At 53.5% G+C, this 24,479-nt stretch carries 23 protein-coding genes; 17 read left to right on the plus strand and 6 right to left on the minus strand.

Features of this window, described 5'->3' with window-relative positions:
- Positions 1-235: 235 nt before the first annotated feature.
- The 9 genes from atpI to ACMYSN_RS14770 are packed head-to-tail and all read left to right on the plus strand — an operon-like array spanning position 236 to position 7,117.
- Positions 236-616 (plus strand): F0F1 ATP synthase subunit I, encoded by a 381-nt coding sequence (gene atpI / locus ACMYSN_RS14730; RefSeq protein WP_174509652.1) that lies wholly within the window; start codon positions 236-238, stop codon positions 614-616.
- Between the two features lie 8 nt (positions 617-624).
- Positions 625-1,440 (plus strand): F0F1 ATP synthase subunit A, encoded by an 816-nt coding sequence (gene atpB / locus ACMYSN_RS14735; RefSeq protein WP_123756967.1) that lies wholly within the window; start codon positions 625-627, stop codon positions 1,438-1,440.
- Positions 1,441-1,487: 47 nt separating this feature from the next.
- Entirely contained in the window at positions 1,488-1,727 is a 240-nt protein-coding gene (atpE, locus tag ACMYSN_RS14740) for a F0F1 ATP synthase subunit C (RefSeq protein ID WP_000429386.1), read from the plus strand.
- Positions 1,728-1,781: 54 nt separating this feature from the next.
- Positions 1,782-2,252: a F0F1 ATP synthase subunit B gene (gene atpF / locus ACMYSN_RS14745; protein WP_004869221.1), complete on the plus strand. Its 471-nt coding sequence runs from the start codon at positions 1,782-1,784 to the stop codon at positions 2,250-2,252.
- A gap of 14 nt (positions 2,253-2,266) precedes the next feature.
- A complete protein-coding gene (gene atpH / locus ACMYSN_RS14750) occupies positions 2,267-2,800 on the plus strand; it encodes a F0F1 ATP synthase subunit delta (protein ID WP_123756968.1) in 534 nt (177 codons plus the stop codon).
- A gap of 12 nt (positions 2,801-2,812) precedes the next feature.
- Positions 2,813-4,354: a F0F1 ATP synthase subunit alpha gene (gene atpA / locus ACMYSN_RS14755; protein WP_123756969.1), complete on the plus strand. Its 1,542-nt coding sequence runs from the start codon at positions 2,813-2,815 to the stop codon at positions 4,352-4,354.
- A 50-nt stretch (positions 4,355-4,404) separates the two neighbouring features.
- Entirely contained in the window at positions 4,405-5,268 is an 864-nt protein-coding gene (atpG, locus tag ACMYSN_RS14760) for a F0F1 ATP synthase subunit gamma (protein WP_123756970.1), read from the plus strand.
- Positions 5,269-5,294: 26 nt separating this feature from the next.
- Positions 5,295-6,677: a F0F1 ATP synthase subunit beta gene (gene atpD / locus ACMYSN_RS14765; protein WP_004869217.1), complete on the plus strand. Its 1,383-nt coding sequence runs from the start codon at positions 5,295-5,297 to the stop codon at positions 6,675-6,677.
- Positions 6,678-6,697: 20 nt separating this feature from the next.
- Positions 6,698-7,117, plus strand: coding sequence for a F0F1 ATP synthase subunit epsilon (locus ACMYSN_RS14770; RefSeq protein ID WP_123756971.1), 420 nt, complete (start codon positions 6,698-6,700; stop codon positions 7,115-7,117).
- 421 nt (positions 7,118-7,538) lie between these two features.
- Here the strand turns inward: ACMYSN_RS14770 and ACMYSN_RS14775 are convergent, their stop codons facing one another.
- Entirely contained in the window at positions 7,539-9,710 is a 2,172-nt protein-coding gene (locus tag ACMYSN_RS14775; protein ID WP_462495308.1) for a right-handed parallel beta-helix repeat-containing protein, read from the minus strand.
- A gap of 346 nt (positions 9,711-10,056) precedes the next feature.
- On the opposite strand from ACMYSN_RS14775, the gene glmU reads away from it, so the two are divergent.
- From glmU to phoU, 7 genes are all read left to right on the plus strand, one after another.
- The gene (gene glmU / locus ACMYSN_RS14780) at positions 10,057-11,427 is read left to right on the plus strand and encodes a bifunctional N-acetylglucosamine-1-phosphate uridyltransferase/glucosamine-1-phosphate acetyltransferase (protein ID WP_462495309.1); all 1,371 of its coding nucleotides are present in this window, start codon (positions 10,057-10,059) and stop codon (positions 11,425-11,427) included.
- A gap of 184 nt (positions 11,428-11,611) precedes the next feature.
- Positions 11,612-13,441 (plus strand): glutamine--fructose-6-phosphate aminotransferase, encoded by a 1,830-nt coding sequence (gene glmS / locus ACMYSN_RS14785; RefSeq protein WP_462495310.1) that lies wholly within the window; start codon positions 11,612-11,614, stop codon positions 13,439-13,441.
- 341 nt (positions 13,442-13,782) lie between these two features.
- Positions 13,783-14,823 (plus strand): phosphate ABC transporter substrate-binding protein PstS, encoded by a 1,041-nt coding sequence (pstS, locus tag ACMYSN_RS14790; protein ID WP_462495311.1) that lies wholly within the window; start codon positions 13,783-13,785, stop codon positions 14,821-14,823.
- 125 nt (positions 14,824-14,948) lie between these two features.
- Positions 14,949-15,908: a phosphate ABC transporter permease subunit PstC gene (gene pstC / locus ACMYSN_RS14795; RefSeq protein ID WP_462495312.1), complete on the plus strand. Its 960-nt coding sequence runs from the start codon at positions 14,949-14,951 to the stop codon at positions 15,906-15,908.
- Positions 15,908-16,798, plus strand: a complete 891-nt coding sequence (gene pstA / locus ACMYSN_RS14800; RefSeq protein ID WP_462495313.1) for a phosphate ABC transporter permease PstA — start codon at positions 15,908-15,910, stop codon at positions 16,796-16,798. Before pstC ends, pstA begins: the two co-directional genes overlap by 1 nt.
- Before the next feature lie 45 nt (positions 16,799-16,843).
- A complete protein-coding gene (gene pstB, locus ACMYSN_RS14805) occupies positions 16,844-17,617 on the plus strand; it encodes a phosphate ABC transporter ATP-binding protein PstB (protein ID WP_123756978.1) in 774 nt (257 codons plus the stop codon).
- Positions 17,618-17,754: 137 nt separating this feature from the next.
- Positions 17,755-18,480 carry a phosphate signaling complex protein PhoU gene (gene phoU / locus ACMYSN_RS14810; protein WP_123756979.1) on the plus strand — a complete coding sequence of 242 codons (726 nt, stop codon included), beginning with the start codon at positions 17,755-17,757 and terminating at the stop codon, positions 18,478-18,480.
- Positions 18,481-18,538: 58 nt separating this feature from the next.
- Here phoU and yieH read toward each other — a convergent pair whose 3' ends face one another.
- Entirely contained in the window at positions 18,539-19,204 is a 666-nt protein-coding gene (gene yieH, locus ACMYSN_RS14815) for a 6-phosphogluconate phosphatase (RefSeq protein WP_462495314.1), read from the minus strand.
- Between the two features lie 170 nt (positions 19,205-19,374).
- Between yieH and adeP the strand changes: the two genes are divergently transcribed.
- Positions 19,375-20,712, plus strand: a complete 1,338-nt coding sequence (gene adeP / locus ACMYSN_RS14820) for an NCS2 family permease (protein WP_462495315.1) — start codon at positions 19,375-19,377, stop codon at positions 20,710-20,712.
- Between the two features lie 44 nt (positions 20,713-20,756).
- Here the strand turns inward: adeP and ACMYSN_RS14825 are convergent, their stop codons facing one another.
- The 4 genes from ACMYSN_RS14825 to ACMYSN_RS14840 form a co-directional block, all read right to left on the minus strand.
- Entirely contained in the window at positions 20,757-21,323 is a 567-nt protein-coding gene (locus ACMYSN_RS14825; RefSeq protein ID WP_123756982.1) for an NADPH-dependent FMN reductase, read from the minus strand.
- 37 nt (positions 21,324-21,360) lie between these two features.
- Positions 21,361-21,945 (minus strand): 4'-phosphopantetheinyl transferase family protein, encoded by a 585-nt coding sequence (locus ACMYSN_RS14830; RefSeq protein ID WP_462498262.1) that lies wholly within the window; start codon positions 21,943-21,945, stop codon positions 21,361-21,363.
- Positions 21,946-22,254: 309 nt separating this feature from the next.
- On the minus strand, positions 22,255-23,214 hold the full coding sequence (yidZ, locus tag ACMYSN_RS14835; RefSeq protein WP_462495316.1) for a LysR family transcriptional regulator: 960 nt from the start codon (positions 23,212-23,214) through the stop codon (positions 22,255-22,257).
- Entirely contained in the window at positions 23,183-24,367 is a 1,185-nt protein-coding gene (locus ACMYSN_RS14840) for an MFS transporter (RefSeq protein ID WP_462495317.1), read from the minus strand. Before ACMYSN_RS14840 ends, yidZ begins: the two co-directional genes overlap by 32 nt.
- Between the last annotated feature and the right edge of the window lie 112 nt (positions 24,368-24,479).

A 24,479-nucleotide genomic window follows, 5' to 3' on the forward strand; every position in this document is an offset into this window, starting at 1 on the left:
TCTGTGTTTTCTCAGTATTTGCAGTTTCGTATGATCGCTCACAGATTGGTAAAATGCAGGAAAAGTTGTCAGTCAGAAAATAATTAAACATTTATTCACTATTTTGCTACTTATTGTTTGAAATCACGGGGCGTCACCGTATAATTTGTCCGCTTTTTGATGCTTGACTCTTCGTCTTAAAGGACGTTTTATACGACACGCGACATACCTCGAAGGGAGCAGGAGTAAAAACGTGATGTCTGTGTCGCTCTTGAGTCGAAACGTTGCTCGTAAGCTTCTGTTTATTCAGTTACTGGCAGTAATAGCAAGTGGACTGCTGTTCAGCCTAAAAGACCCCTTCTGGGGCATCTCCGCAGTATGCGGAGGTTTGGCGGTTGTTTTGCCAAACATGTTGTTTATGATTTTTGCCTGGCGTCATCAGGCGCATACACCATCTAAAGGCCGTGTGGCCTGGACCTTCGCCTTCGGTGAAGCATTCAAGGTGTTGCTGACCTTTGCCCTCCTCGCGATGGCGCTGGCCGTTTTCAAAGTGGTATTCATGCCGCTGATAGTGACGTGGGTTTTGGTGCTGGTGGTACAAATTCTGGCACCAGCTGTAATTAACAACAAAGGGTAAAAGGCATCATGGCTGCAGAAAATATGACGCCGCAGGAATACATAGGTCACCATCTGAACAACCTTCAGCTGGACCTGCGTACTTTCTCGCTGGTGGATCCGCACAACCCCCCGGCCACCTTCTGGACGCTCAACATTGACTCCATGTTCTTCTCAGTGGTGCTCGGTCTGTTGTTCCTTACCATTTTCCGTAGCGTTGCTAAAAAAGCGACCAGCGGTGTTCCTGGTAAGCTCCAGACGGCCGTTGAGATGACCATTGGCTTCGTCCATGGCAGCGTTAAAGATATGTATCATGGCAAGAGCAAGCTGATTGCTCCGCTGGCCCTCACCGTGTTTGTCTGGGTATTCCTGATGAACCTGATGGACCTGCTGCCAATCGACCTGATTCCTTACATCGGTGAGCACATTTTCGGCCTGCCTGCACTGCGTGTCGTTCCGTCTGCCGACGTGAACATCACCCTGTCGATGGCACTTGGCGTGTTTATCCTGATTCTTTTCTACAGCATCAAAATGAAAGGCGTGGGTGGGTTCGTTAAAGAACTGACACTGCAGCCGTTCAATCACTGGGCGTTCATTCCTGTCAACTTAATCCTTGAAGGGGTAAGCCTGCTGTCCAAACCGGTATCACTTGGTCTGCGACTGTTCGGCAACATGTATGCCGGTGAGCTGATTTTCATTCTGATTGCTGGTCTGTTGCCGTGGTGGTCACAGTGGATTCTGAATGTGCCATGGGCCATTTTCCACATCCTGATTATTACGCTGCAAGCCTTCATCTTCATGGTTCTGACGATTGTCTATCTGTCGATGGCGTCTGAAGAGCATTGATTTTTACCAACATACTACGTTTTTACTGAAACAAACTGGAGACTGTCATGGAAAACCTGAATATGGATCTGCTGTACATGGCTGCCGCTGTGATGATGGGTCTGGCGGCGATCGGTGCTGCGATCGGTATCGGCATCCTCGGGGGCAAATTCCTGGAAGGCGCAGCGCGTCAACCGGATCTGATTCCTCTGCTGCGTACTCAGTTCTTTATCGTTATGGGTCTGGTGGATGCTATCCCGATGATCGCTGTAGGTCTGGGTCTGTACGTGATGTTTGCTGTCGCGTAGTAAGTTGTTCGAAAGAAACCTAAGCCACAGAGTTAATTTAAGAGGTATTGTGCTGTGAACATGAACGCAACAATCCTCGGCCAGGCCATCGCGTTTGTTCTTTTCGTATGGTTCTGCATGAAGTACGTATGGCCGCCTTTAATGGCAGCCATCGAAAAGCGCCAGAAAGAGATTTCTGACGGTTTGGCTTCTGCAGAACGCGCTAAGAAAGATTTGGACCTTGCACAGGCCAACGCGACCGACCAGCTGAAAAAAGCGAAGGCGGAAGCCCAGGTCATCATCGAGCAGGCGAACAAGCGTCGCTCTCAGATGCTGGACGAAGCTAAAGCTGAAGCAGAACAGGAACGCACCAAAATCGTCGCACAGGCGCAGGCTGAAATCGATGCCGAACGTAAACGTGCTCGTGAGGAGCTGCGTAAGCAGGTCGCTATCCTGGCTGTTGCTGGCGCCGAGAAGATCATCGAACGTTCCGTGGATGAAGCTGCTAACAGCGACATCGTGGACAAACTTGTCGCTGAACTGTAAGGAGGGAGGGGCTGATGTCTGAATTTGTAACGGTAGCTCGCCCCTACGCCAAAGCAGCTTTTGACTTTGCCGTCGAACACAAAAGTGTTGAACGCTGGCAGGATATGCTGGCGTTTGCCGCTGAAGTGACCAAAAACGAACAAATGGCAGAGCTTCTGTCCGGTGCTCTGGCGCCGGAAACGCTCTCTGAAGCGTTCATTGCGGTCTGCGGTGAGCAACTGGACGAAAATGGCCAGAACCTGATTCGGGTTATGGCAGAAAATGGTCGTCTTAAGGTGCTCCCGGATGTTCTCGAGCAGTTCATTCACCTGCGTGCTGCCAGTGAGGCAACCGCAGAGGTAGATGTTATTTCTGCCTCCCAGCTGAGTGAAGAACAGCTTGCGAAGATCGTCGGCGCGATGGAAAAACGTCTGTCACGCAAAGTTAAGCTGAATTGCAAAATCGATAAGTCTGTTATGGCAGGTGTTATCATCCGTGCGGGTGATATGGTCATTGATGGTAGCGTACGCGGCCGTCTTGATCGCCTGGCAGACGTCTTGCAGTCTTAAGGGGACTGGAGCATGCAACTGAATTCCACCGAAATCAGCGAACTGATCAAGCAGCGCATTGCTCAGTTCAATGTTGTGAGCGAGGCTCACAACGAAGGTACGATTGTTTCCGTCAGTGACGGTGTTATCCGCATCCACGGCCTGGCCGATTGTATGCAGGGTGAAATGATCTCTCTGCCGGGTAACCGTTACGCTATCGCACTGAACCTGGAGCGCGACTCCGTTGGTGCAGTTGTGATGGGTCCGTACGCTGACCTTGCCGAAGGCATGAAAGTAAAATGTACTGGCCGTATCCTTGAAGTTCCGGTAGGCCGTGGCCTGCTGGGTCGCGTGGTGAACACCCTGGGTGCACCAATCGACGGTAAAGGTCCGGTTGATAACGATGGCTTCTCGCCAATCGAAGTTATCGCGCCAGGCGTTATCGAACGTCAGTCCGTCGACCAGCCGGTACAAACCGGTTATAAATCTGTCGATGCGATGATTCCAATCGGTCGTGGCCAGCGTGAGCTGATCATCGGTGACCGTCAGACCGGTAAAACCGCGATGGCAATCGATGCGATCATCAACCAGCGCGATTCCGGTATCAAATGCGTCTACGTCGCTATCGGCCAGAAAGCATCCACTATTTCTAACGTGGTTCGTAAACTGGAAGAGCACGGCGCGCTGTCCAACACTATCGTTGTTGTTGCGACCGCTTCCGAGTCTGCTGCACTGCAATACCTGGCGCCGTATGCCGGTTGCGCAATGGGCGAATACTTCCGTGACCGCGGTGAAGATGCGCTGATCGTATACGATGACCTGTCTAAACAGGCTGTTGCTTATCGTCAGGTTTCTCTGCTGCTCCGTCGTCCGCCAGGACGTGAAGCATTCCCGGGTGACGTTTTCTACCTCCACTCCCGTCTGCTGGAGCGCGCATCCCGCGTTAACGCTGAGTACGTTGAGAAATTCACCAATGGTGAAGTTAAAGGTAAAACCGGCTCCCTGACTGCTCTGCCGATTATCGAAACCCAGGCGGGTGACGTTTCTGCGTTCGTTCCGACCAACGTAATTTCCATTACCGATGGTCAGATCTTCCTGGAAACCAACCTGTTTAACTCTGGTATTCGTCCTGCGGTCAACCCGGGTATCTCCGTATCCCGTGTTGGTGGTGCTGCTCAGACCAAGATCATCAAGAAACTGTCCGGTGGTATCCGTACCGCGCTGGCACAGTATCGTGAACTGGCTGCGTTCTCTCAGTTCGCATCCGATCTGGATGAAGCAACCCGTAAACAGCTGAGCCATGGTCAGAAAGTAACCGAGCTGCTGAAACAGAAACAGTATGCTCCGATGTCTGTAGCACAGCAGGGCCTGGTCCTGTTTGCTGCTGAACGTGGTTACCTCGAAGATGTGGAACTGGCGAAAATCGGTAGTTTCGAAGCCGCTCTGCTGGCTTACGTTGACCGTGACCACGCTCCGCTGATGCAAGAGATTAACCAGACCGGTGGCTATAACGACGAGATCGAAGGCAAGCTGAAAAGCATCCTCGACTCCTTTAAAGCAACCCAGTCCTGGTAAAGTCTGGCGGCTTGCCTTAGGGCAGGCCGCAAGGCATTGAGGAGAAGTTCATGGCCGGCGCAAAAGAGATACGTAGTAAGATCGCAAGCGTCCAGAACACGCAAAAGATCACTAAAGCGATGGAAATGGTCGCCGCTTCCAAAATGCGTAAATCGCAGGAGCGCATGGCGGCCAGCCGTCCTTATGCAGAAACCATGCGCAAAGTGATTGGTCACCTTGCAAACGGTAATCTGGAATATAAGCACCCTTACCTGGAAGAACGCGACGTTAAACGCGTGGGCTACCTGGTGGTGTCAACCGACCGTGGTCTGTGCGGTGGCTTGAACATTAACCTGTTCAAGAAAGTGCTGGCAGATATGAAAGTATGGTCCGATAAAGGCGTTCAGAGCGATATCGCAATGATCGGCTCTAAAGGCGTCTCTTTCTTTAGTTCCGTAGGTGGCAATATTGTCGCCCAGGTGACCGGCATGGGTGATAACCCGTCCCTGTCCGAACTGATCGGTCCGGTAAAAGTGATGTTGCAGGCCTATGATGAAGGCCGTCTGGACAAGCTGTACGTTGTCAGCAACAAATTTATTAATACCATGTCCCAGACTCCGACTATCACTCAACTGCTGCCGTTACCGGCATCAGATGATGCTGATCTGAAGCGTAAATCCTGGGATTATCTGTATGAACCAGACCCGAAAGCGCTGCTGGATACCCTCCTGCGTCGTTATGTCGAGTCCCAGGTTTATCAGGGCGTGGTAGAAAACCTGGCCAGCGAGCAGGCCGCACGTATGGTGGCGATGAAAGCCGCAACCGATAATGGCGGCAGCCTGATTAAAGAGCTGCAGTTGGTATACAACAAAGCTCGTCAGGCCAGCATTACTCAGGAACTCACCGAAATCGTCGGTGGTGCATCCGCGGTATAACCAGGTTAATTCGTAGAGGATTCAAGATGGCTACTGGAAAAATTGTCCAGGTAATCGGCGCCGTGGTTGACGTCGAATTCCCTCAGGATGCCGTACCGCGCGTGTACGATGCTCTTGAGGTACAAAATGGTAATGAGAGCCTGGTGCTGGAAGTTCAGCAGCAGCTCGGTGGTGGTATCGTACGTGCTATCGCCATGGGTTCTTCCGACGGTCTGCGTCGTGGTCTGGAAGTTAAAGACCTTGAGCACCCGATCGAAGTCCCGGTTGGTAAAGCAACGCTGGGTCGTATCATGAACGTGCTGGGTCAGCCGATCGATATGAAAGGCGACATCGGCGAAGAAGAACGTTGGGCGATTCACCGTGCAGCTCCGTCCTATGAAGAGCTCTCCAGCTCTCAGGAACTGCTGGAAACCGGCATCAAAGTTATCGACCTGATGTGTCCGTTCGCGAAGGGCGGTAAAGTCGGTCTGTTTGGTGGTGCGGGTGTTGGTAAAACCGTAAACATGATGGAGCTGATCCGTAACATCGCGATCGAACACTCCGGTTACTCTGTGTTTGCTGGTGTTGGTGAGCGTACTCGTGAGGGTAACGACTTCTACCACGAAATGACCGACTCCAACGTTCTGGATAAAGTATCCCTGGTTTACGGCCAGATGAACGAGCCGCCGGGAAACCGTCTGCGCGTTGCACTGACCGGCCTGACCATGGCTGAGAAATTCCGTGACGAAGGTCGTGACGTTCTGCTGTTCGTCGATAACATCTACCGTTATACCCTGGCCGGTACAGAAGTATCTGCACTGCTGGGTCGTATGCCTTCTGCGGTAGGTTATCAGCCGACGCTGGCGGAAGAGATGGGCGTTCTGCAGGAACGTATCACCTCTACCAAAACTGGTTCTATCACTTCCGTACAGGCAGTATACGTACCTGCGGATGACTTGACTGACCCATCCCCAGCCACCACCTTTGCTCACTTAGATGCAACCGTGGTACTGAGCCGTCAGATCGCGTCTCTGGGTATCTACCCGGCCGTTGACCCGCTGGACTCCACCAGCCGTCAGCTGGATCCGCTGGTTGTTGGTCAGGAACACTACGACACCGCGCGTGGCGTACAGTCCCTGCTGCAGCGTTATCAGGAACTGAAAGACATCATCGCGATCCTGGGTATGGATGAGCTGTCTGAAGAAGATAAACTGGTGGTAGCTCGCGCTCGTAAGATTCAGCGCTTCCTGTCCCAGCCGTTCTTCGTGGCAGAAGTATTTACCGGTTCTCCGGGCAAATACGTCTCCCTGAAAGACACGATCCGTGGCTTTAAAGGCATCATGGAAGGCGAATACGATCACCTGCCAGAGCAGGCGTTCTACATGGTCGGTTCTATCGACGAAGCCGTAGAAAAAGCCAAAAAACTTTAACGCCTTAATCGGAGGGTGATATGGCAATGACTTACCACCTGGACGTCGTCAGCGCAGAGAAACAAATGTTCTCTGGTCTGGTCGAAAAAATCCAGGTAACGGGTAGTGAAGGTGAACTGGGTATTTACCCGGGTCACGCACCGCTGCTCACCGCCATTAAGCCTGGTATGATTCGCATCGTTAAACAGCACGGTCATGAAGAGTTTATCTACCTGTCTGGCGGCATTCTTGAAGTGCAGCCTGGTAGCACGACCGTTCTGGCTGATACGGCAATTCGTGGCCAGGATCTCGACGAAGCGCGAGCCCTGGAATCGAAGCGTAAAGCCGAAGAGCATATCAACAGCTCTCACGGCGACGTAGATTACGCTCAGGCGTCTGCGGAACTGGCCAAAGCGATCGCCAAACTGCGCGTTATCGAGTTGACCAAAAAAGCGATGTAACACCGGCTTGAAAGTTAAAAAGCCAGTCTGGTTTCCAGGCTGGCTTTTTTTATGGTTCCGTTTCAGAAAAGATGAAACTAAAAAGCGAGTTCAATATTTTTGTGATGAATGTCTCATTTTTGTTGATCGATTAAAAAATGAGGCGTAGACTTTGTTTTGTGATGTGAGTCACAAAAAATAATCCATCAAAATTAATCGCTATCCAGGAAGTCATTATGAAACTGATCAATAAAATCGTCGCTTTCTTCAGTGCTATGAACGTTACCTTTGGTACTTTCAACAACTGAGAATAAAACTTTCCAGACTGCATTTGCGCTGTCCCGCTAACTAAAACGACAACACATGCGGTGTAAAGCAGAAAAGAAAAAAGGTCGCCTGAGGGCGACCTTTGTGTTTGTGCTCTTCCAGAAAACGCAACAGACTAGTTGCGGCTGAGGAAGTCCCCGGTAGCAAAGCTCCCGTCATCGCGACGTAACAACGGGTCCGGCAGCGCCAGGGTTTCATAATCGGCGCTCTGAATGGTTTTTCCTTCCGCGTCTACGCTTTTACCGTCACTAATGAAGTAGTTGTTTGCCTCGATGTTGCCAACGACGGCGTCATCATATTTCCCCGGCTGGCTACGCAGCGACAGGTTGTCGCTGAAGTGGCCCTGAGTGTCGGGCTTACCATAAGGGCTCGGGCGGAAAATATAGTTAAAGCGCTGGTTATCGACCGCCACGTTATTGACCACCACCAGCTTGCCGGGGTTGAAATTATCGGTGAACCCGTCCAGATGGTTGCCAATCGCAATGCTGTTACGCACCTCGTGCGCCACCGGCTGCCCTTCCCCGCCGAGCTTGAACCCGTTGCTGGTGTTGTTCTGCGCAATTGAATTCTCGATCACCACAACGCCATTGGCGCCGTCTTCAATCTTGTTGAACAGGTCGAAGCCATCGTCGATATTGTCGTGTGCGTAGCACCCTTCCAGACGGTTCCCTTCCCCGACCCGCATTTTGACCGCAAAACCATCGGCGTTAATCTTACCGGGATCGGCATTTTTGAAGGATTCTGAGTTAATGACCCGGTTATAGCTGGCCCACAGCGGGCGACCGATCTTATCCGGAGAGGAAATCTGGATCCCGGTATCATCGTTTTTGTAGGCGGTGACGTTTTCGATCAGATTATGACTTCCCTGGATACGCAGGCTTTTATCGGTGACCGAGATCCCGTTGATATGCCAGTAGCTCGCATCCAGTAACAGACCGTGAATAACGGCTTTACCATCGGCCTGCAGCGTTTTACTGCTGTCTTTCAGTCCACTGGCCTGCAGTGGAATGACCGTTTGCGGGTAGTCTCCGGCAGCTAACACAATCTTGCCTCCCGGCGGCAGCATTTCCACGGCGGTGGAGAGATCGAGCGGAGAATCTGCCGTCCCTTTAGCATCAGCCTGCCCCTGAGGCGCGACGTACAGCGTGTTGCCTGAAATGCGCGGGTTGTGCTCAACCGTCACTCGTTGTGCCACGGGCTTTTGGCCACCGGCGGGGGTAAAATCAATCTCAAAGGTACTCTTCTCTTTGAGCGTCGCAGGTTGGGTCAGCATCTCACCCGCTTTAACCTTTTTGTTTTGCCCGATGGTGACTTCGTCCTGACGGACGGTAAAGTCACCATCGTAATTTGCCCGAACCTGCAGCACATAATCGGCACGTTGGCTGGTGGCCCCTGATGCGATTTGCATGACCACCGGCCAGGCTTTGGCAACATACGGTTTAGAGACCACAGTTTGGGCGGGAGAGGTCACCAGGGAGGCGTTACTGACGGTTATCTTCGCATTACGTGAAGCAAAAAAGCCGACATAGTAGTTGTCTTTATCCTGCCGGGTAACCAGATCGGCATGCGGTACATTTTGGCTAACCCAGGCATCGCTGCCGACCGGCGCCCACGACGTGATAAACCCCTCGTTGGTGCGTTCCAGTCGCAGCTGGAATTCAGGCGTCTGCTTCACATCAACGTTTTCTTTATAACTCAGCTTATTGATAGAAGAGCCTGCGTTCCCCCAGGGCTGGGTAATCCCGTCACGAGCGATAGCCTGCAGCTTCACGCGGTCGTGATCTTTTTTATCCTGCGTCATGATGGCGTTCATGACCATATTGGAAGCTGCCGGAAACTCTTCGTAACCAACCATTAAAGGCTGGTGGCGCGGATTGCCGATGACATCACGCACCAGCAGGCCGGCCCCTTCCTGTGCCGCCGGCAGGGCGCCGTTTTCCGGGCCAAACTGATCGACCTTCACCGTTGCCTGCAGGACAAAGTTCTCGCCTGACGGTAGCTCGGTATAAAAGAAGGTCAGGCCATCGTGCGAGTTGGCAATTTTTCCGCCACGGCTTTCAATGGTGACCGGCGCGCTGAGATCGGCAACATCTTGTGGGGTTAGCTTTTTTCCCGCGATGGTTACATCGTTGACGCCGATTTTATCCGTCAGCACGTTAGAAGAAAAATTAACGTCAGTCGATTGACCAAACGCGATGCCTCGCCAGAGATGTTGCTCGTCAGCCTGCAGCGGCAATGCGATAATTGTGCTGCAAAGGGCTAATGCCAAAGGTATTTTGTTATTCATTTTTTGCTCCAGGGTAAATATTGACCAGCATTATCATGATAATGAAATGGTGTTTCTATTTACCGTGTCACAATAACTGAATATTGAAATATCGTTTTATTTTTTAACGTGAGCTTTATTCATTCATCGAAAAAACAAGAAAAGCAGTGAGATAGCAGCCTTTTATCTCCTTTGTTATGTTTTTTAGGAGATAAACTCATTTGCACTGGTGAAAAATAGCGCCATAAAATGGTGTATATCGTTGAGCCAGGGCGTTTTCTCCTTGTCTCGTTTCATGATGAAAAATATGTAGATATTTCAACGTGAAAGGCTTTTACTTTTCGTTCTAACAGCTGTCAGGATGCGTATGTCAAACAGTGCGATGAGCGTGGTTATCCTTGCCGCAGGCAAAGGGACCCGCATGTATTCCGATCTTCCTAAGGTGCTGCACTCCCTGGCCGGGAAGCCAATGGTGCAACATGTTATTGATGCTACTAAAGATTTAGGCGCCACTGCCGTACATCTGGTGTACGGGCACGGCGGCGATCTGCTGCGTCAGACGCTGCATGAAGACAATCTGAACTGGGTCTTACAGGCCGAACAGCTCGGTACCGGCCATGCGATGCAGCAGGCGGCGCCGTTCTTCCGTGATGATGAAGACATCATGATGCTATATGGCGATGTGCCGCTGATCTCTGTCGATACGCTCAAGCGTCTGCGTGCGGCCAAGCCGCAGGGCGGCATTGGCCTGCTGACGGTCAAGCTGGACGATCCGAGTGGCTATGGGCGCATCACGCGTGAAAACGGCCAGGTCACCGGCATTGTTGAGCACAAAGATGCCAGCGATGAACAGCGTCAAATTCAGGAAATCAATACCGGGATTTTGATCGCCGGCGGGGCGGATTTAAAACGCTGGCTGGCGAAGCTAACCAATAACAACGTGCAGGGTGAATACTACATCACCGACATTATCGCTATGGCCTACCAGGAAGGCCGGGAAATCGTTGCCGTACATCCGCAGCGTTTGAGCGAAGTAGAAGGGGTGAACAACCGCCTGCAACTCTCCCGTCTGGAACGCGTCTACCAGTCTGAACAAGCGGAAAAATTGCTGTTAGCGGGCGTGATGCTGCGCGATCCGGCACGTTTTGATCTGCGCGGAACGCTGACTCACGGGCGCGATGTTGAGATTGATACTAACGTTATTCTGGAAGGTAACGTTGTTCTCGGCGAACGCGTGAAGATCGGCACCGGCTGCATCATTAAAAACAGCCGCATTGATGATGACTGCGAGATCAGCCCCTATTCGGTGGTGGAAGACGCTCATCTGCATGCCGCCTGCACCATTGGACCGTTCGCGCGTTTGCGTCCAGGTGCTGAACTGCTGGAAGGTGCCCATGTTGGCAACTTCGTCGAAATGAAAAAAGCGCGTCTGGGCAAAGGATCGAAAGCCGGTCATCTTAGCTATCTGGGTGATGCGGAGATTGGCGATAACGTTAATATCGGCGCCGGTACCATTACCTGTAACTACGATGGCGCCAATAAGTTTAAAACCATCATCGGCGACGATGTGTTTGTCGGTTCCGATACGCAGTTGGTGGCGCCGGTGACTGTAGGAAATGGCGTGACCATCGCCGCCGGTACCACGGTGACGCGCGACATTGCCGATAACGAACTGGTATTAAGCCGCGTGCCGCAGGTCCATAAACAGGGCTGGCAACGTCCGGTGAAGAAAAAGTAATTTTTGGATTGTCGCCGGGTATGAAAATAGTCCGGCGAATCAGGATGAGAGGAACAACATAGTTCCCCGTCCGCAGGCAGTACCATAAAAATAACCCCACTCTCTACAAGGCTCGGGGCGCTCGAAAAGGGCATATAGGTCGGCGACAACGCATGGCATAACGCCATTATCAGGAAATTTAACTATGTGTGGAATTGTTGGCGCAGTCGCGCAGCGTGATATTGCTGAAATCCTTCTCGAAGGTTTACGTCGTCTGGAATACCGTGGCTATGACTCTGCCGGTCTGGCAGTGGTTGATAACGAAGGACATATGTCCCGCGTTCGTCGCCTTGGTAAAGTCCAGATGCTGGCTCAGGCTGTCGAAGAGCAGCCGTTACACGGCGGTACCGGGATTGCCCATACCCGCTGGGCGACGCATGGCGAACCGTCAGAAGGCAACGCGCATCCGCATGTTTCTGAACACATTGTGGTGGTCCATAACGGTATCATCGAAAACCACGAACCGCTGCGAGAACTGCTGCAGTCCCGCGGCTATGTCTTTGTCTCAGAGACCGACACCGAGGTGATTGCTCACCTGGTGCATTGGGAGCTGGAACAAGGCGGTACGCTGCGCGAAGCCGTGCTGCGCACCATCCCTCAGCTGCGGGGTGCTTACGGCACGGTGATTATGGATACCCGCGATCCGGCGACGTTGCTGGCTGCCCGTTCTGGTAGCCCGCTGGTTATCGGTCTGGGGATGGGGGAAAACTTCATCGCTTCCGATCAGCTGGCGCTGCTGCCGGTGACTCGCCGCTTTATCTTCCTTGAAGAGGGAGATATTGCTGAAGTTACGCGCCGTTCCGTTGTGATCTTCGATAAATCAGGCGCGGAAGTGAAACGCCCGGATATCGAATCCAACCTGCAATATGACGCCGGTGATAAAGGTATCTATCGCCACTACATGCAGAAAGAGATTTACGAGCAGCCAAACGCCATTAAAAACACGCTCTCCGGGCGTATCAGCCATGGTGAAGTGGATCTCAGCGAGCTGGGGGCCAATGCCAACGAGATGCTGTCTCAGGTTGAGCATATCCAGATCGTCGCCTGCGGGACCTCGTACAACTCCGGTATGGTTTCTCGCTACTGGTTTGAAGCGCTGGCTGGCGTTCCTTGTGACGTCGAAATCGCCTCTGAATTCCGCTATCGCAAATCAGCGGTGCGCCGCAACAGCCTGATGATCACCCTCTCTCAGTCTGGCGAGACGGCTGATACTCTGGCCGCTCTGCGTTTGTCAAAAGAGCTGGGCTACCTCGGTTCACTGGCGATTTGTAACGTTGCCGGCTCTTCGCTGGTGCGTGAGTCCGATTTGTCATTAATGACCAAAGCGGGCACCGAGATTGGCGTCGCCTCGACCAAAGCTTTCACCACTCAACTGACCGTCCTGCTGCTGCTGGTGGCAAAACTGTCGCGCCTCAAAGGCCAGGATGCGGCGATTGAGCACGATATTGTGCATGGTCTGCAGGCTCTGCCAAACCGTATTGAGCAGATGCTGTCTCAGGATAAGCGTATTGAAGCGCTGGCCGAGAACTTCTCTGATAAGCACCATGCGCTGTTCCTCGGCCGTGGCGATCAGTACCCGATCGCTCTGGAAGGGGCGCTGAAACTGAAAGAGATCTCTTACATCCACGCGGAAGCCTACGCGGCAGGCGAGCTGAAACATGGGCCTCTGGCACTGATTGACGCTGAAATGCCGGTGATTGTGGTGGCACCGAACAACGAACTGCTGGAAAAACTGAAATCCAACATTGAGGAAGTTCGCGCCCGTGGGGGTCAGCTGTACGTCTTCGCCGACGGCGAGGCCGGGTTCAACAGCAGCGACAACATGCACATCATCGAAATGCCGCATGTGGAAGAGGTGATTGCGCCGATCTTCTACACCGTGCCGCTGCAGCTGCTGGCTTATCACGTCGCGCTGATTAAAGGTACCGACGTTGACCAGCCGCGTAACCTGGCGAAATCGGTCACCGTAGAATAAAACAACACCTGTCGTGACAAGGGCTGCCATTCGGCGGCCCTTTTTTTATCCTTTCCAGCGCTTTTTTCATCGTCCCGAAAAAAAATGACCGGGCGCTGGTTTATGACAAACTGTCATCTTCGACTACGATCTTACGTGTCATAAAAAGAAAATTTTCCTGCAATGTTTCGGTCACGAAAGAAGATAACACTATGATTTATATTGTTTTTATTTTTCCGCGAACGCCATCTTTTTGGGTGTCATAAAACTGTAATAATTCGTACATTTTACTGTCACCTCTTTGTCCTATTTTGCTCACCATAGCCTTGAAACAACAATTTACGAACCCAGCAGGAGACATTATGAACGTTATGCGTACCACCGTCGCAACAGTTGTCGCCGCGACCTTATCGATGAGCGCTTTCTCTGCTTTTGCAGCAGCAAGTCTGACTGGCGCGGGCGCAACTTTCCCTGCTCCGGTGTATGCCAAATGGGCTGATACCTATCAGAAAGAAACCAGCAATAAAGTGAACTACCAGGGGATCGGCTCTTCCGGTGGTGTAAAACAGATTATTGCTAACACCGTTGATTTCGGTGCTTCTGATGCTCCTCTGTCTGATGACAAGCTGGCGCAGGAAGGCCTGTTCCAGTTCCCGACCGTGATCGGCGGCGTGGTGCTGGCAATCAACCTGCCGGGTGTGAAGTCTGGTGAGCTGGTACTGGACGGTAAAACGCTGGGCGATATCTACCTCGGCAAAATTAAGAAGTGGGATGATGAAGCGATCGCTAAACTCAACCCAGGTATGAAACTGCCTTCGCAGAACATTGCTGTCGTGCGTCGCGCTGATGGCTCGGGTACTTCCTTCGTGTTCACCAGCTACCTGTCAAAAGTGAGCGAAGAGTGGAAATCTAAGATTGGCGCGGGCTCTACCGTTAACTGGCCGACCGGTCTGGGCGGTAAAGGGAACGACGGTATCGCGGCTTTCGTTCAGCGTCTGCCGGGTTCCATTGGCTACGTTGAATACGCTTACGCTAAGCAGAACAACCTGGCTTATACCAAGCTGCTCTCCGCAGATGGCAAGCCGGTCAGCCCGACCGAAGATAACTTTGCTAACGCCGCAAAAGGTATCGACTGGAGCAAATCCTTCGCACAGGATCTGACCAACCAGAAAGGTGAGAATGCATGGCCGATCACCTCAACGACCTTTATCCTGGTACACAAAGCGACCACCAAACCGGAGCAGACAGCAGAAGTGCTGAAGTTCTTTGACTGGGCGTACAAAAACGGCGGTAAAGAAGCTAACGCCCTGGATTACGCAACGCTGCCGGAAAGCGTGGTTGAGCAGGTTCGTGCTGCATGGAAAACCAACGTGAAAGACAGCAGCGGTAAAGCGCTGTACTAAATACCCGCCACACTTCGAGTTGCAGCTGCGTGGGCTGCAACTCGGATTATTTAGGGTATAGCATTACGTTAGCCAGGAGGCACGGTAAAATGCGCGCTTCCAGGCCCAAACAGAAAGAGTAACTTATGGCTGCAACCAAGCCGGCATTTAACCCTCCGGGGAAAAAGGGTGACATAATTTTCAGCGTGCTGGTCAAACTGGCGGCGCTGATTGTGCTATTGATGCTGGGCGGCATCATCGTTTCCCTCATTATTTCTTCCTGGCCAAGCATTCAGAAGTTTGGTTTTTCCTTTTTGTGGACCAAAGAGTGGGATGCGCCAAACGAAATCTTCGGTGCGCTGGTGCCCATCTACGGGACGCTGGTGACCTCGTTTATTGCGTTACTGATTGCCGTCCCGGTGAGTTTTGGTATCGCGCTGTTCCTGACCGAACTTTCTCCTGCCTGGCTGAAGCGTCCTCTTGGTATCGCGATTGAGCTGCTGGCGGCTATCCCGAGTATTGTTTATGGCATGTGGGGCCTGTTTATCTTTGCCCCGCTGTTTGCGAAGTACTTCCAGGAGCCGGTCGGCAACGTACTATCGACGATCCCGTTTGTTGGCGCCCTGTTTTCCGGTCCGGCGTTTGGCATCGGTATTCTGGCCGCTGGCGTGATCCTCGCCATCATGATCATCCCGTACATTGCGGCGGTGATGCGTGATGTGTTCGAACAGACGCCGGTCATGATGAAAGAGTCGGCCTATGGTATCGGCTGCACCACCTGGGAAGTTATCTGGCGCATCGTGCTGCCTTTTACCAAGAACGGGGTTATTGGCGGGGTGATGCTGGGTCTGGGGCGTGCGCTGGGGGAAACCATGGCGGTGACCTTTATCATCGGCAACACCTACCAGCTGGATAGCGCGTCGCTGTATATGCCGGGCAACAGTATTACCTCCGCACTGGCGAATGAGTTTGCCGAAGCTGAAAGCGGCCTGCACGTGGCAGCGCTGATGGAGCTGGGGCTGATCCTGTTCGTGATTACCTTTATTGTTCTGGCCGCATCGAAGTTCATGGTGATGCGTCTGGCGAAGAATGAGGGAGCTCGTTAATGGCGACGATCGAATTGCAAACCACCGCAGAACTGGCGGAATCCCGCCGTAAGATGCAGGCCAAACGTCGGTTGAAAAACCGCATCGCCCTGACGCTTTCTATGGGCACTATGGCCTTCGGTCTGTTCTGGCTTATCTGGATCCTGATGGCCACCATCACCCGTGGCTTTGATGGCATGAGCCTGGCGCTGTTTACCGAAATGACGCCGCCGCCGAACACCGCAGGCGGTGGTCTGGCAAACGCCCTGGCGGGCAGCGGCCTGCTGATCCTGTGGTCGACGATTTTTGGTACGCCACTGGGCATCATGGCGGGGATTTATCTGGCGGAATATGGCCGTAAGTCGATTCTGGCGGAAGTGATTCGTTTTATTAACGACATTCTGCTTTCCGCACCGTCTATCGTGGTGGGGCTGTTTGTCTACACCATCGTGGTCGCGCAGATGCAGCACTTTTCCGGCTGGGCTGGCGTGATTGCGCTGGCGCTGTTGCAGGTTCCTATTGTTATTCGTACCACCGAAAACATGTTGAAACTGGTGCCGGATAGCCTGCGTGAAGCCGCGTATGCGCTGGGGACGCCGAAATGGAAAATGATTTCCGCGATCACTCTGAAGGCCTCGGTATCTGGCATTATGACCGGGATCTTGCTGGCGATCGCACGTATCGCCGGGGAAACGGCACCGCTGCTGTTTACCGCGCTCTCCAACCAGTTCTGGAGCACCGATATGATGCAGCCGATCGCTAACCTGCCGGTGACCATTTTCAAATTTGCCATGAGTCCGTTCGCGGAGTGGCAGCAACTGGCATGGGCCGGGGTATTGATTATCACCCTGTGCGTATTGCTGCTGAACATTCTGGCGCGCGTTATTTTCGCGAAGAATAAACACGGTTAATTTTTGCGGCGCGGCGAAATGCGGCGCCGAATGAGGAAGAGATTGATGAGTATGGTAAATGCGACCCCGGGTAAACTTTCAGTTCGTAACCTGAACTTCTACTACGGAAAATTCCATGCCCTGAAAAACATTAACCTGGATATCACCAAAAACCAGGTTACGGCGTTTATCGGTCCGTCAGGCTGTGGTAAATCAACGCTGCTGCGTACCTTTAACAAAATGTTCCAGCTGTATCCGGAGCAGCGCGCCGAAGGCGAGATCCTGCTGGATGGCGACAATATTCTGACCAATACTCAGGATATTGCGCTGCTGCGGGCGAAAGTGGGCATGGTTTTCCAGAAGCCGACGCCGTTCCCAATGTCGATTTATGACAATATCGCCTTCGGTGTGCGCCTGTTTGAAAAGCTGTCCCGTGCGGATATGGACGAGCGCGTGCAGTGGGCGTTGACCAAGGCCGCGTTATGGAACGAAACCAAAGATAAACTGCACCAGAGCGGCTATTCGCTCTCCGGTGGCCAGCAGCAGCGTCTGTGCATCGCCCGCGGTATCGCGATCCGCCCGGAAGTATTGTTGCTTGATGAGCCGTGTTCAGCGCTGGACCCAATCTCCACCGGGCGCATTGAAGAGCTGATCACCGAGCTGAAACAGGATTACACCGTCGTTATCGTTACCCACAACATGCAGCAGGCTGCGCGTTGTTCAGACCATACGGCATTTATGTATCTTGGCGAGCTGATTGAATTCAGTAACACGGACGATCTGTTTACCAAGCCCGCGAAGAAGCAAACTGAAGATTATATTACTGGCCGCTACGGTTGATATGCCCTTCAGCTTTCAAGCGATAACCGCGTTGGCTGCCTTTGCTTACCCCGGTCACGTAGTAGACTACGCTCCCGGGGATTCGCGCAGTTGCTGCCTTGCTCTCGCTCGAACTCTTTTGGGCATCTGGAGAAATGATGGATAATTTAAACCTTAATAAACATATTTCCGGCCAGTTCAATGCTGAACTGGAGTATATCCGCACCCAGGTATTGACCATGGGTGGGCTGGTGGAACAGCAGCTTTCTGATGCCATCACCGCGATGCACAATCAGGACAGCGAGCTGGCAAAAAGAGTTATTGACGGCGATAAGCAGGTCAACATGATGGAAGTCGCGATCGATGAAGCCTGCGTGCGCATCATCGCGAAACGCCAGCCTACCGCCAGCGACCTGCGCCTGGTGATGGCGATCATCAAAACCATCGCCGAGCTGGAACGTATCGGCGACGTCGCGGATAAAATCTGCCGCACCGCGCTGGAGAAGTTTTCTCAGCAGCACCAGCCGTTGCTGGTCAGCCTGGAGTCGCTGGGACGTCACACCGTGCAGATGCTGCATGATGTGCTGGACGCTTTTGCACGCATGGATCTGGACGAAGCGGTGCGTATTTATCGCGAAGATAAGAAAGTCGATCAGGAATATGAGGGCATCGTGCGTCAGTTGATGACCTACATGATGGAAGATTCACGCACCATCCCCAGCGTGCTGACCGCCCTGTTCTGCGCCCGTTCAATCGAGCGTATCGGCGACCGTTGCCAGAACATTTGCGAATACATCTTCTACTTCGTGAAGGGTCAGGACTTCCGTCACGTTGGCGGCGACGAGCTGGACAAACTGCTGGCGGGTAAAGACCCGAAAGAGTAATCCCGGCGATACGGCGCGTGCCGGGCTACAGAGCAGCGTAGCCCGGCCGAGCAGGCTCTTAACGCGTTACCTCCCACCCTCGTGCTTTCCATAGCGCTGGCAACTGTGCCAGATCGGTAAAGGTCGTCACTTTTGGATGGTCGATCGGTTTGTTGTGCGGATCGGCGCAGAAGTAAAAGACCTCCATGCCAGCATCGATTCCTGACTGCGCGCCCGCGCTGGAATCATCCACCAGAATGCAGTTCTCAACGTTAACGTTCAGCGCTTTTGCCGCGTGAAACATCAGCGCCGGATCAGGCTTCCAGCGCTGGATATCGTAGCCGCTGTACAGTTGTTCAGGAAAATGGTGCAACATGCCGGTTCTCCCGAGCGAGTGCTGCATTTTGCTGACCGGGCCGTTAGAGACGACGCACATCGGCACGCTGACCGCATCCAGCAGCGTTTCCGCACCGGCGATAGCCTGCAGCTCGGAGTCAAACAGGCGCGCGACTTCTGCCCGATAAATCGGTTCAAGCTCCGGTTTTCGCAGGTTGACGCCGTACTCTTCGTTGATGGTGTCGATGATTTCGTAGAGTTTTACCCCCTTGAAACGTTTGAAGATTTCTTCAAGATCCAGCGTAATGCCGAACGCGTTGAACATGTGAACATAGGCGCGGGAACAGATCACCTCGCTGTCGACCAGCGTTCCGTCACAGTCGAAAAACAGAGCTTCTATTTGAGACATGCCGTTTCCATTTAAACAAGTTTAACGTTTTCGTAATGCGTATTGGTGCCACGCAATCGTTGCCGTATAAGCAAATTCAATGAAAAAAAGTTACCATACAACTGCACCTGGTGTCGCATTTTGGTATAGGATAGCGACGAATTTTCCCTCCTTAAGTTCGGAAACCGATAATGAGTCAACAACAAACCAGCCAGTCTTCTGGCCAGGGTCTGCTGGAGCGCGTGTTCAAACTACGTGAACACGGCACGACGGCACGTACCGAAGCGATAGCAGGTTTCACCACCTTTTTGACAATGGTCTACATTGTTTTCGTTAACCCACAAATTCTTGGCGTGGCGGGTATGGATACCAGCGCCGTGTTTGTGACGACCTGTCTGATCGCCGCCTTCGGTAGTATTCTGATGGGGCTGTTTGCTAACCTGCCGGTCGCGCTGGCGCCAGCAATGGGTCTGAACGCATTCTTTGCCTTTGTCGTCGTACAGGCCATGGGCCTGCCGTGGCAGGTGGGCATGGGGGCTATCTTCTGGGGCGCCGTGGGCCTGCTGCTGCTGACCATTTTCCGCGTCCGTTACTGGATGATTGCCAATATTCCGGTCAGCCTGCGTGTGGGGATCACCAGCGGTATCGGATTGTTCATCGGCATGATGGGGCTGAAAAACGCCGGCGTGATTGTGGCCAACAAAGATACGCTGGTCAGCATCGGTAACCTGACTTCTCACAGCGTGCTGCTGGGGATCCTCGGCTTCTTTATTATTGCCATCCTGGCCTCCCGTAATATTCATGCGGCGGTTCTGGTCTCTATCGTCGTCACGACGCTGTTAGGCTGGATGCTGGGTGATGTGCACTACACCGGGATTGTGTCCGCGCCGCCGAGCATCACCACGGTGATTGGTCATGTGGATTTAGCCGGTTCGTTTAACCTCGGCCTGGCAGGCATCATCTTCTCCTTCATGCTGGTTAACCTGTTCGACTCTTCCGGTACCCTGATCGGCGTGACCGACAAAGCCGGTCTTGCCGATGAGAAAGGTAAGTTCCCGCGTATGAAGCAGGCGCTGTTTGTCGACAGTATCTCATCGGTGGCTGGTTCCTTTATCGGTACCTCTTCGGTGACGGCCTATATCGAATCCTCCTCCGGCGTCTCCGTGGGCGGGCGTACCGGTCTGACGGCCGTGGTTGTCGGGCTCCTGTTCCTGCTGGTGATTTTCCTGTCACCGCTGGCGGGAATGGTGCCGGCCTATGCGGCTGCGGGTGCACTGATTTACGTGGGTGTGCTGATGACGTCCAGCCTGGCGCGCGTGAAGTGGGACGATCTGACGGAAGCGGTACCGGCGTTTATTACCGCGGTGATGATGCCGTTTAGCTTCTCGATTACCGAAGGGATTGCGTTAGGTTTTATCTCTTACTGCGTGATGAAGATTGGTACCGGTCGCCTGCGCGATCTCAGCCCATGCGTGATTATCGTGTCACTGCTGTTTGTGCTGAAAATTGTGTTTATCGACGCCCATTAATGTGTCGCACGACACCCTCTCCCCGCAGGGAGAGGGTGATTTATTTACGCTTTCACACGCTGAATATACTCACCAAAGGCGCTCAGCTGTCCGCTCAGATGATCGAGCGTGCTCTGATCGACCACCTCGCCCGACTGCGGGTCAACTTTGTTCTGAATCACGCCGCCCATAAACTCCGGTTTGTTCATCACCATCGCGTCGAGGAACACCAGAATCTGGCGGAGGTGATACTGGCAGCGCGCGCCGCCGATAGCCCCCATCGAACTGGTTTGGATCAGCACCGGCTTACCAGATAGCGGCTGCTCAGGCAGACGCGACAGCCAGTCAATCGCATTCTTCAGGCCGCCCGGCACCGAATAGTTGTACTCCGGCGTCACGATAACAACGCCGTCAGCTTCACGAATCTGCTGCGCAATATCCTGCACGCTTTGCGGGAATCCCTCTTCCTGCTGAAAATCCGCGTCATAAAGCGGAATGTCGCCAATGGATGGCAGCGCGGAGATCGCCATGTTCGCCGGCGCGATCCCAGGCAGGGTACGGGCGACCATGCCATTAAAAGACCCTTTGCGCAGACTTCCGAGTAACGTAACAACTTTCAACGTATCAGACATGATTGCTCCTTTGCATCATGATGGCCGGACTGACCGGTCAGTTGAGGGAGAGTGCTTTTTCTACGGGGAGGCTGGTAAAACGCATCAACCGGGCGGCGGACTCTTTTGCCCGCATCTGGGCGTCCGGCAGATTACGCCAGCCTTCCTGATGCTGATATTCCCAGACTTTGAGCTGGCCGATGGCGGGGGTGGCGGCAATAGACCACACCAGCACCGTTTCTGCATCGCAGAGGGCCTCTACAGGCTGTATGTTGGTGGTTCGCAGGCGACCCGCGCCGGGCAGCAGCTGCAGGCGCACCGGGTCTTCACCGGTCAGCTTCAGCGCGCTCCGACGCAGTGCTACCAGCTGGGCGCGTGCTTCATCGGGATCGTGCTGGATGTTAATCCACAAATTCTCATTGCTGTTGAATACATAGCGGTTAGGGTCGTGCAGCGGATGGATCCCGCGCGAGGCGTGCTGGAGTTCCATATCCAGCCCACAGTCGCCTTCGGTGGTCAGTGCGACGCCGACAATATTCCCGGCATAGGAGATGGAAAAGCGCGGCAGATTGGGATCGGAAAAGACCGGTCGGCCGTTGTCGTCGGTGATGATATCGGGCAGCTCGCTAATGCCATACAGCATAAACAGCAGCTCGGCGAGCAGTGAACGTGATGCGCGGTAGCGACTCTGCCGATACTCGGGCAGGCGCTGGGCTGATTGATAGCAGGCCGCTGACAGTCGTGTCGATAGCGGCTCCCTGGTGCTGAGTATCCCTCTTGCAAAATGCGTTGCCATTCGTCGCTCCGTGATTAATGGTCATTGGAAAATTCTGAGGTCTATTATCACCTGGTATTGATAGGTTTTAATGCGGAATTCCCCCCTTGAAAAGGGTATTTATGCGAACTTTACAATTTCTTGCGCAGGCAGGAGAGAAAGGGCAACAAAATCGGCTTATAACGGGCCCTGATAGAGCTGTTTGAGGGTCTCTCTGAGCCAGACGATCTTCGGGTTACTGCTATTACGTTTATGCCACAGCAGGGTGAACGGCACACGCGTTTTTTCTAGTAGCTGAGGCTCCAGCGGCAGCGGGCGCGACACCAGCGGGAGGTGGTGCTGGCGGTTGTAGTGATGGCAATAGCGCGGCGCGGTCGCCAGCATGGTGTGATGTGGCTGGGCCGCCATAAACAGCGACTGCTCAAAGCCCGGCAAGGTTAACGCGACGGTTCGTTTGTGCCCCATATCGTGCAGAATGTCATCCAGCGCCCATGTATCGCTCTGCTCCCAGCTGATATTGATATGCGGGTAGCGTAAAAAGGTCTCCAGATTCCACTCCTCGGTGAGGGCCGGGTGATCTTCACGTAGCCAGACCAGAGGCAGGTCGGTAAACAGGACGTCAAAATCGATATACCACGGTAGCTGGCTTAACTGCTCCCGTGAACGCGGATGCGTTTCCCGCCCGCAAAATCCGATGTCGACCTCGCCGCGAATAATCGCGTCCAGCGAATCGTAATCCCAGTTTCGCAGGCGGATCAGCGCCTGGGGATAGCGCTGATAGATCTGCTGCGACAAGGTGTTAAACAGGATCATCAGCAGCGGTGATTCCGCCGCCAGTTCGAACTTCAGGCCGCTTGGCGTGGCATGATGAGGCTTATCGAGGATCTGGTGACCGATCTGCATCCAGTCCGCCAGATCCTGCTCCATGCTGGACATCAATGGCGTCGGTGACAGGCCGAGCGGGGTTTTGACAAACAAGGGATCGTCAAACCACGCGCGCAGCTTGGCTAACGATTTGCTCACCGCCGACGGCGAAACGTTCATCCGTTTCGCCGTGCGGGTTACGCTATGCTCCTGCGTCAGAAGCTGCAGGCAGAGTAATAAATTAAGATCGAGACTCGACAGGGGCTTCTTCATAGTGTTGCGCGACCCGTGCTGGGGAGGTGGCCAGAATCAGTACAAGGCTCACTATGCTACAGCCAATGAGTATCCCGATCAGCATATTCATTGCACTCAGCCCCACAATCGCCGCCAGCCAAATCCATAACGACGAACCGCAGACCTGAGCAATCCCCAGCACGGAGCTGGCCACGCCCGCCCGCAGGGTAAATGGCCCCAGAGCCTGGCTCATGGCCACGCCAAACCCCACCGAGAAACCGGCGCATATCAGCGCCAGGCCCAGCAGGGTGATTGTCTGGCTGGTGGCAAGGCTGAGCAAGACACCGGCAAGCAGGAACATCACCTGCGAGGTCAGCATCAGGGTGCGGGGTTTAAATATCGTGAGGGCGAAGGGAGTGGAGAACGACACCATCATGCTCACCAGCGCCATTAAGGCCATCGCCATTGAATATTGCCCGCGATCGAACCCCATCTCTTCCATCATCAATACCGGCGAGACATTCACGTAGGTCAGGATCGCCGTGACGCTGAGGGTGGTAATGGCGATGCGGCTGAGGAAAAAGCGGTTCAGCAGTGATTCAGCAACCGTATCCTGCCCGGTGGTCGCCAGCGAAGGCGCTGCAGGTCGCGTTTCCCGCAGGAGAAAGACCGAGAGCAGGCCGACCATCACCCCCATGCCGGTCATGGTATAGAACAGGCTTTGCCACGGGTACTTCAGCATAATCAGGTGGCCCAGTACCGGTGCCAGAACCGGGATAATGCAGGTGATGCCGTTCAACAGCGACAGGACTTTCGCACGGCGGCGATCGTCGAGGGTATCGCGCAGGACGGCGAAAGCGACCACGTAGCAGCTTCCGGCGCCGATGCCCTGCATAAAGCGCCCAACCAGAAAGAGGTCGCTGGTATGTGCATGTGCGCAGAGCACGGAGGCGAGAATAAACACCGCCGAGCCGAACAGCGCGACCGGCTTACGCCCGGATTTATCGGCAATTCTGCCGGCAAACAGCATCGCGGCGGCCATACCGGCCAGATAGACCGAGAATGCGATATGCAGCTGCGCTTCGCTGGCACCGAGATCCTGCGCAATCCGCGGCAGCCCCACCAGATACATATCGATGCCGGATGGATAGAGCAAAACCAGCGCAAAACTACAGATCAGAAAGCGTGCCATAAGACCCCCGGGAAAATAGTGGGGTACAGAGTAATGGCTATTGCATGGCAGCACGAGTTGCCATTTGGACAACAATGATTTCCTGAGAGGAAAAACCCTCCAGCAGATCGCA

Origin of the sequence: Klebsiella sp. R445 (assembly GCF_051131755.1) — a bacterium.
In the GTDB taxonomy this organism is placed as follows: domain Bacteria; phylum Pseudomonadota; class Gammaproteobacteria; order Enterobacterales; family Enterobacteriaceae; genus Klebsiella; species Klebsiella lignicola.

Bases quoted from the DNA above. Each gene is read 5' to 3' on its own strand.
- atpI (WP_174509652.1), top strand. From the start codon at position 236: ATGTCTGTGTCGCTCTTGAGTCGAAACGTTGCTCGTAAGCTTCTGTTT.
- atpA (WP_123756969.1), top strand. From the start codon at position 2,813: ATGCAACTGAATTCCACCGAAATCAGCGAACTGATCAAGCAGCGCATT.
- ACMYSN_RS14825 (WP_123756982.1), bottom strand. From the start codon at position 21,323: ATGTCTGATACGTTGAAAGTTGTTACGTTACTCGGAAGTCTGCGCAAA.
- ACMYSN_RS14830 (WP_462498262.1), bottom strand. From the start codon at position 21,945: ATGCTGTATGGCATTAGCGAGCTGCCCGATATCATCACCGACGACAAC.
- atpH (WP_123756968.1), top strand. From the start codon at position 2,267: ATGTCTGAATTTGTAACGGTAGCTCGCCCCTACGCCAAAGCAGCTTTT.
- yieH (WP_462495314.1), bottom strand. From the start codon at position 19,204: ATGTCTCAAATAGAAGCTCTGTTTTTCGACTGTGACGGAACGCTGGTC.
- pstA (WP_462495313.1), top strand. From the start codon at position 15,908: ATGGCGACGATCGAATTGCAAACCACCGCAGAACTGGCGGAATCCCGC.
- ACMYSN_RS14840 (WP_462495317.1), bottom strand. From the start codon at position 24,367: ATGGCACGCTTTCTGATCTGTAGTTTTGCGCTGGTTTTGCTCTATCCA.
- pstB (WP_123756978.1), top strand. From the start codon at position 16,844: ATGAGTATGGTAAATGCGACCCCGGGTAAACTTTCAGTTCGTAACCTG.
- yidZ (WP_462495316.1), bottom strand. From the start codon at position 23,214: ATGAAGAAGCCCCTGTCGAGTCTCGATCTTAATTTATTACTCTGCCTG.
- pstC (WP_462495312.1), top strand. From the start codon at position 14,949: ATGGCTGCAACCAAGCCGGCATTTAACCCTCCGGGGAAAAAGGGTGAC.
- glmU (WP_462495309.1), top strand. From the start codon at position 10,057: ATGTCAAACAGTGCGATGAGCGTGGTTATCCTTGCCGCAGGCAAAGGG.
- adeP (WP_462495315.1), top strand. From the start codon at position 19,375: ATGAGTCAACAACAAACCAGCCAGTCTTCTGGCCAGGGTCTGCTGGAG.
- atpG (WP_123756970.1), top strand. From the start codon at position 4,405: ATGGCCGGCGCAAAAGAGATACGTAGTAAGATCGCAAGCGTCCAGAAC.
- atpB (WP_123756967.1), top strand. From the start codon at position 625: ATGGCTGCAGAAAATATGACGCCGCAGGAATACATAGGTCACCATCTG.
- atpE (WP_000429386.1), top strand. From the start codon at position 1,488: ATGGAAAACCTGAATATGGATCTGCTGTACATGGCTGCCGCTGTGATG.
- glmS (WP_462495310.1), top strand. From the start codon at position 11,612: ATGTGTGGAATTGTTGGCGCAGTCGCGCAGCGTGATATTGCTGAAATC.
- ACMYSN_RS14775 (WP_462495308.1), bottom strand. From the start codon at position 9,710: ATGAATAACAAAATACCTTTGGCATTAGCCCTTTGCAGCACAATTATC.
- atpD (WP_004869217.1), top strand. From the start codon at position 5,295: ATGGCTACTGGAAAAATTGTCCAGGTAATCGGCGCCGTGGTTGACGTC.
- ACMYSN_RS14770 (WP_123756971.1), top strand. From the start codon at position 6,698: ATGGCAATGACTTACCACCTGGACGTCGTCAGCGCAGAGAAACAAATG.
- phoU (WP_123756979.1), top strand. From the start codon at position 17,755: ATGGATAATTTAAACCTTAATAAACATATTTCCGGCCAGTTCAATGCT.
- pstS (WP_462495311.1), top strand. From the start codon at position 13,783: ATGAACGTTATGCGTACCACCGTCGCAACAGTTGTCGCCGCGACCTTA.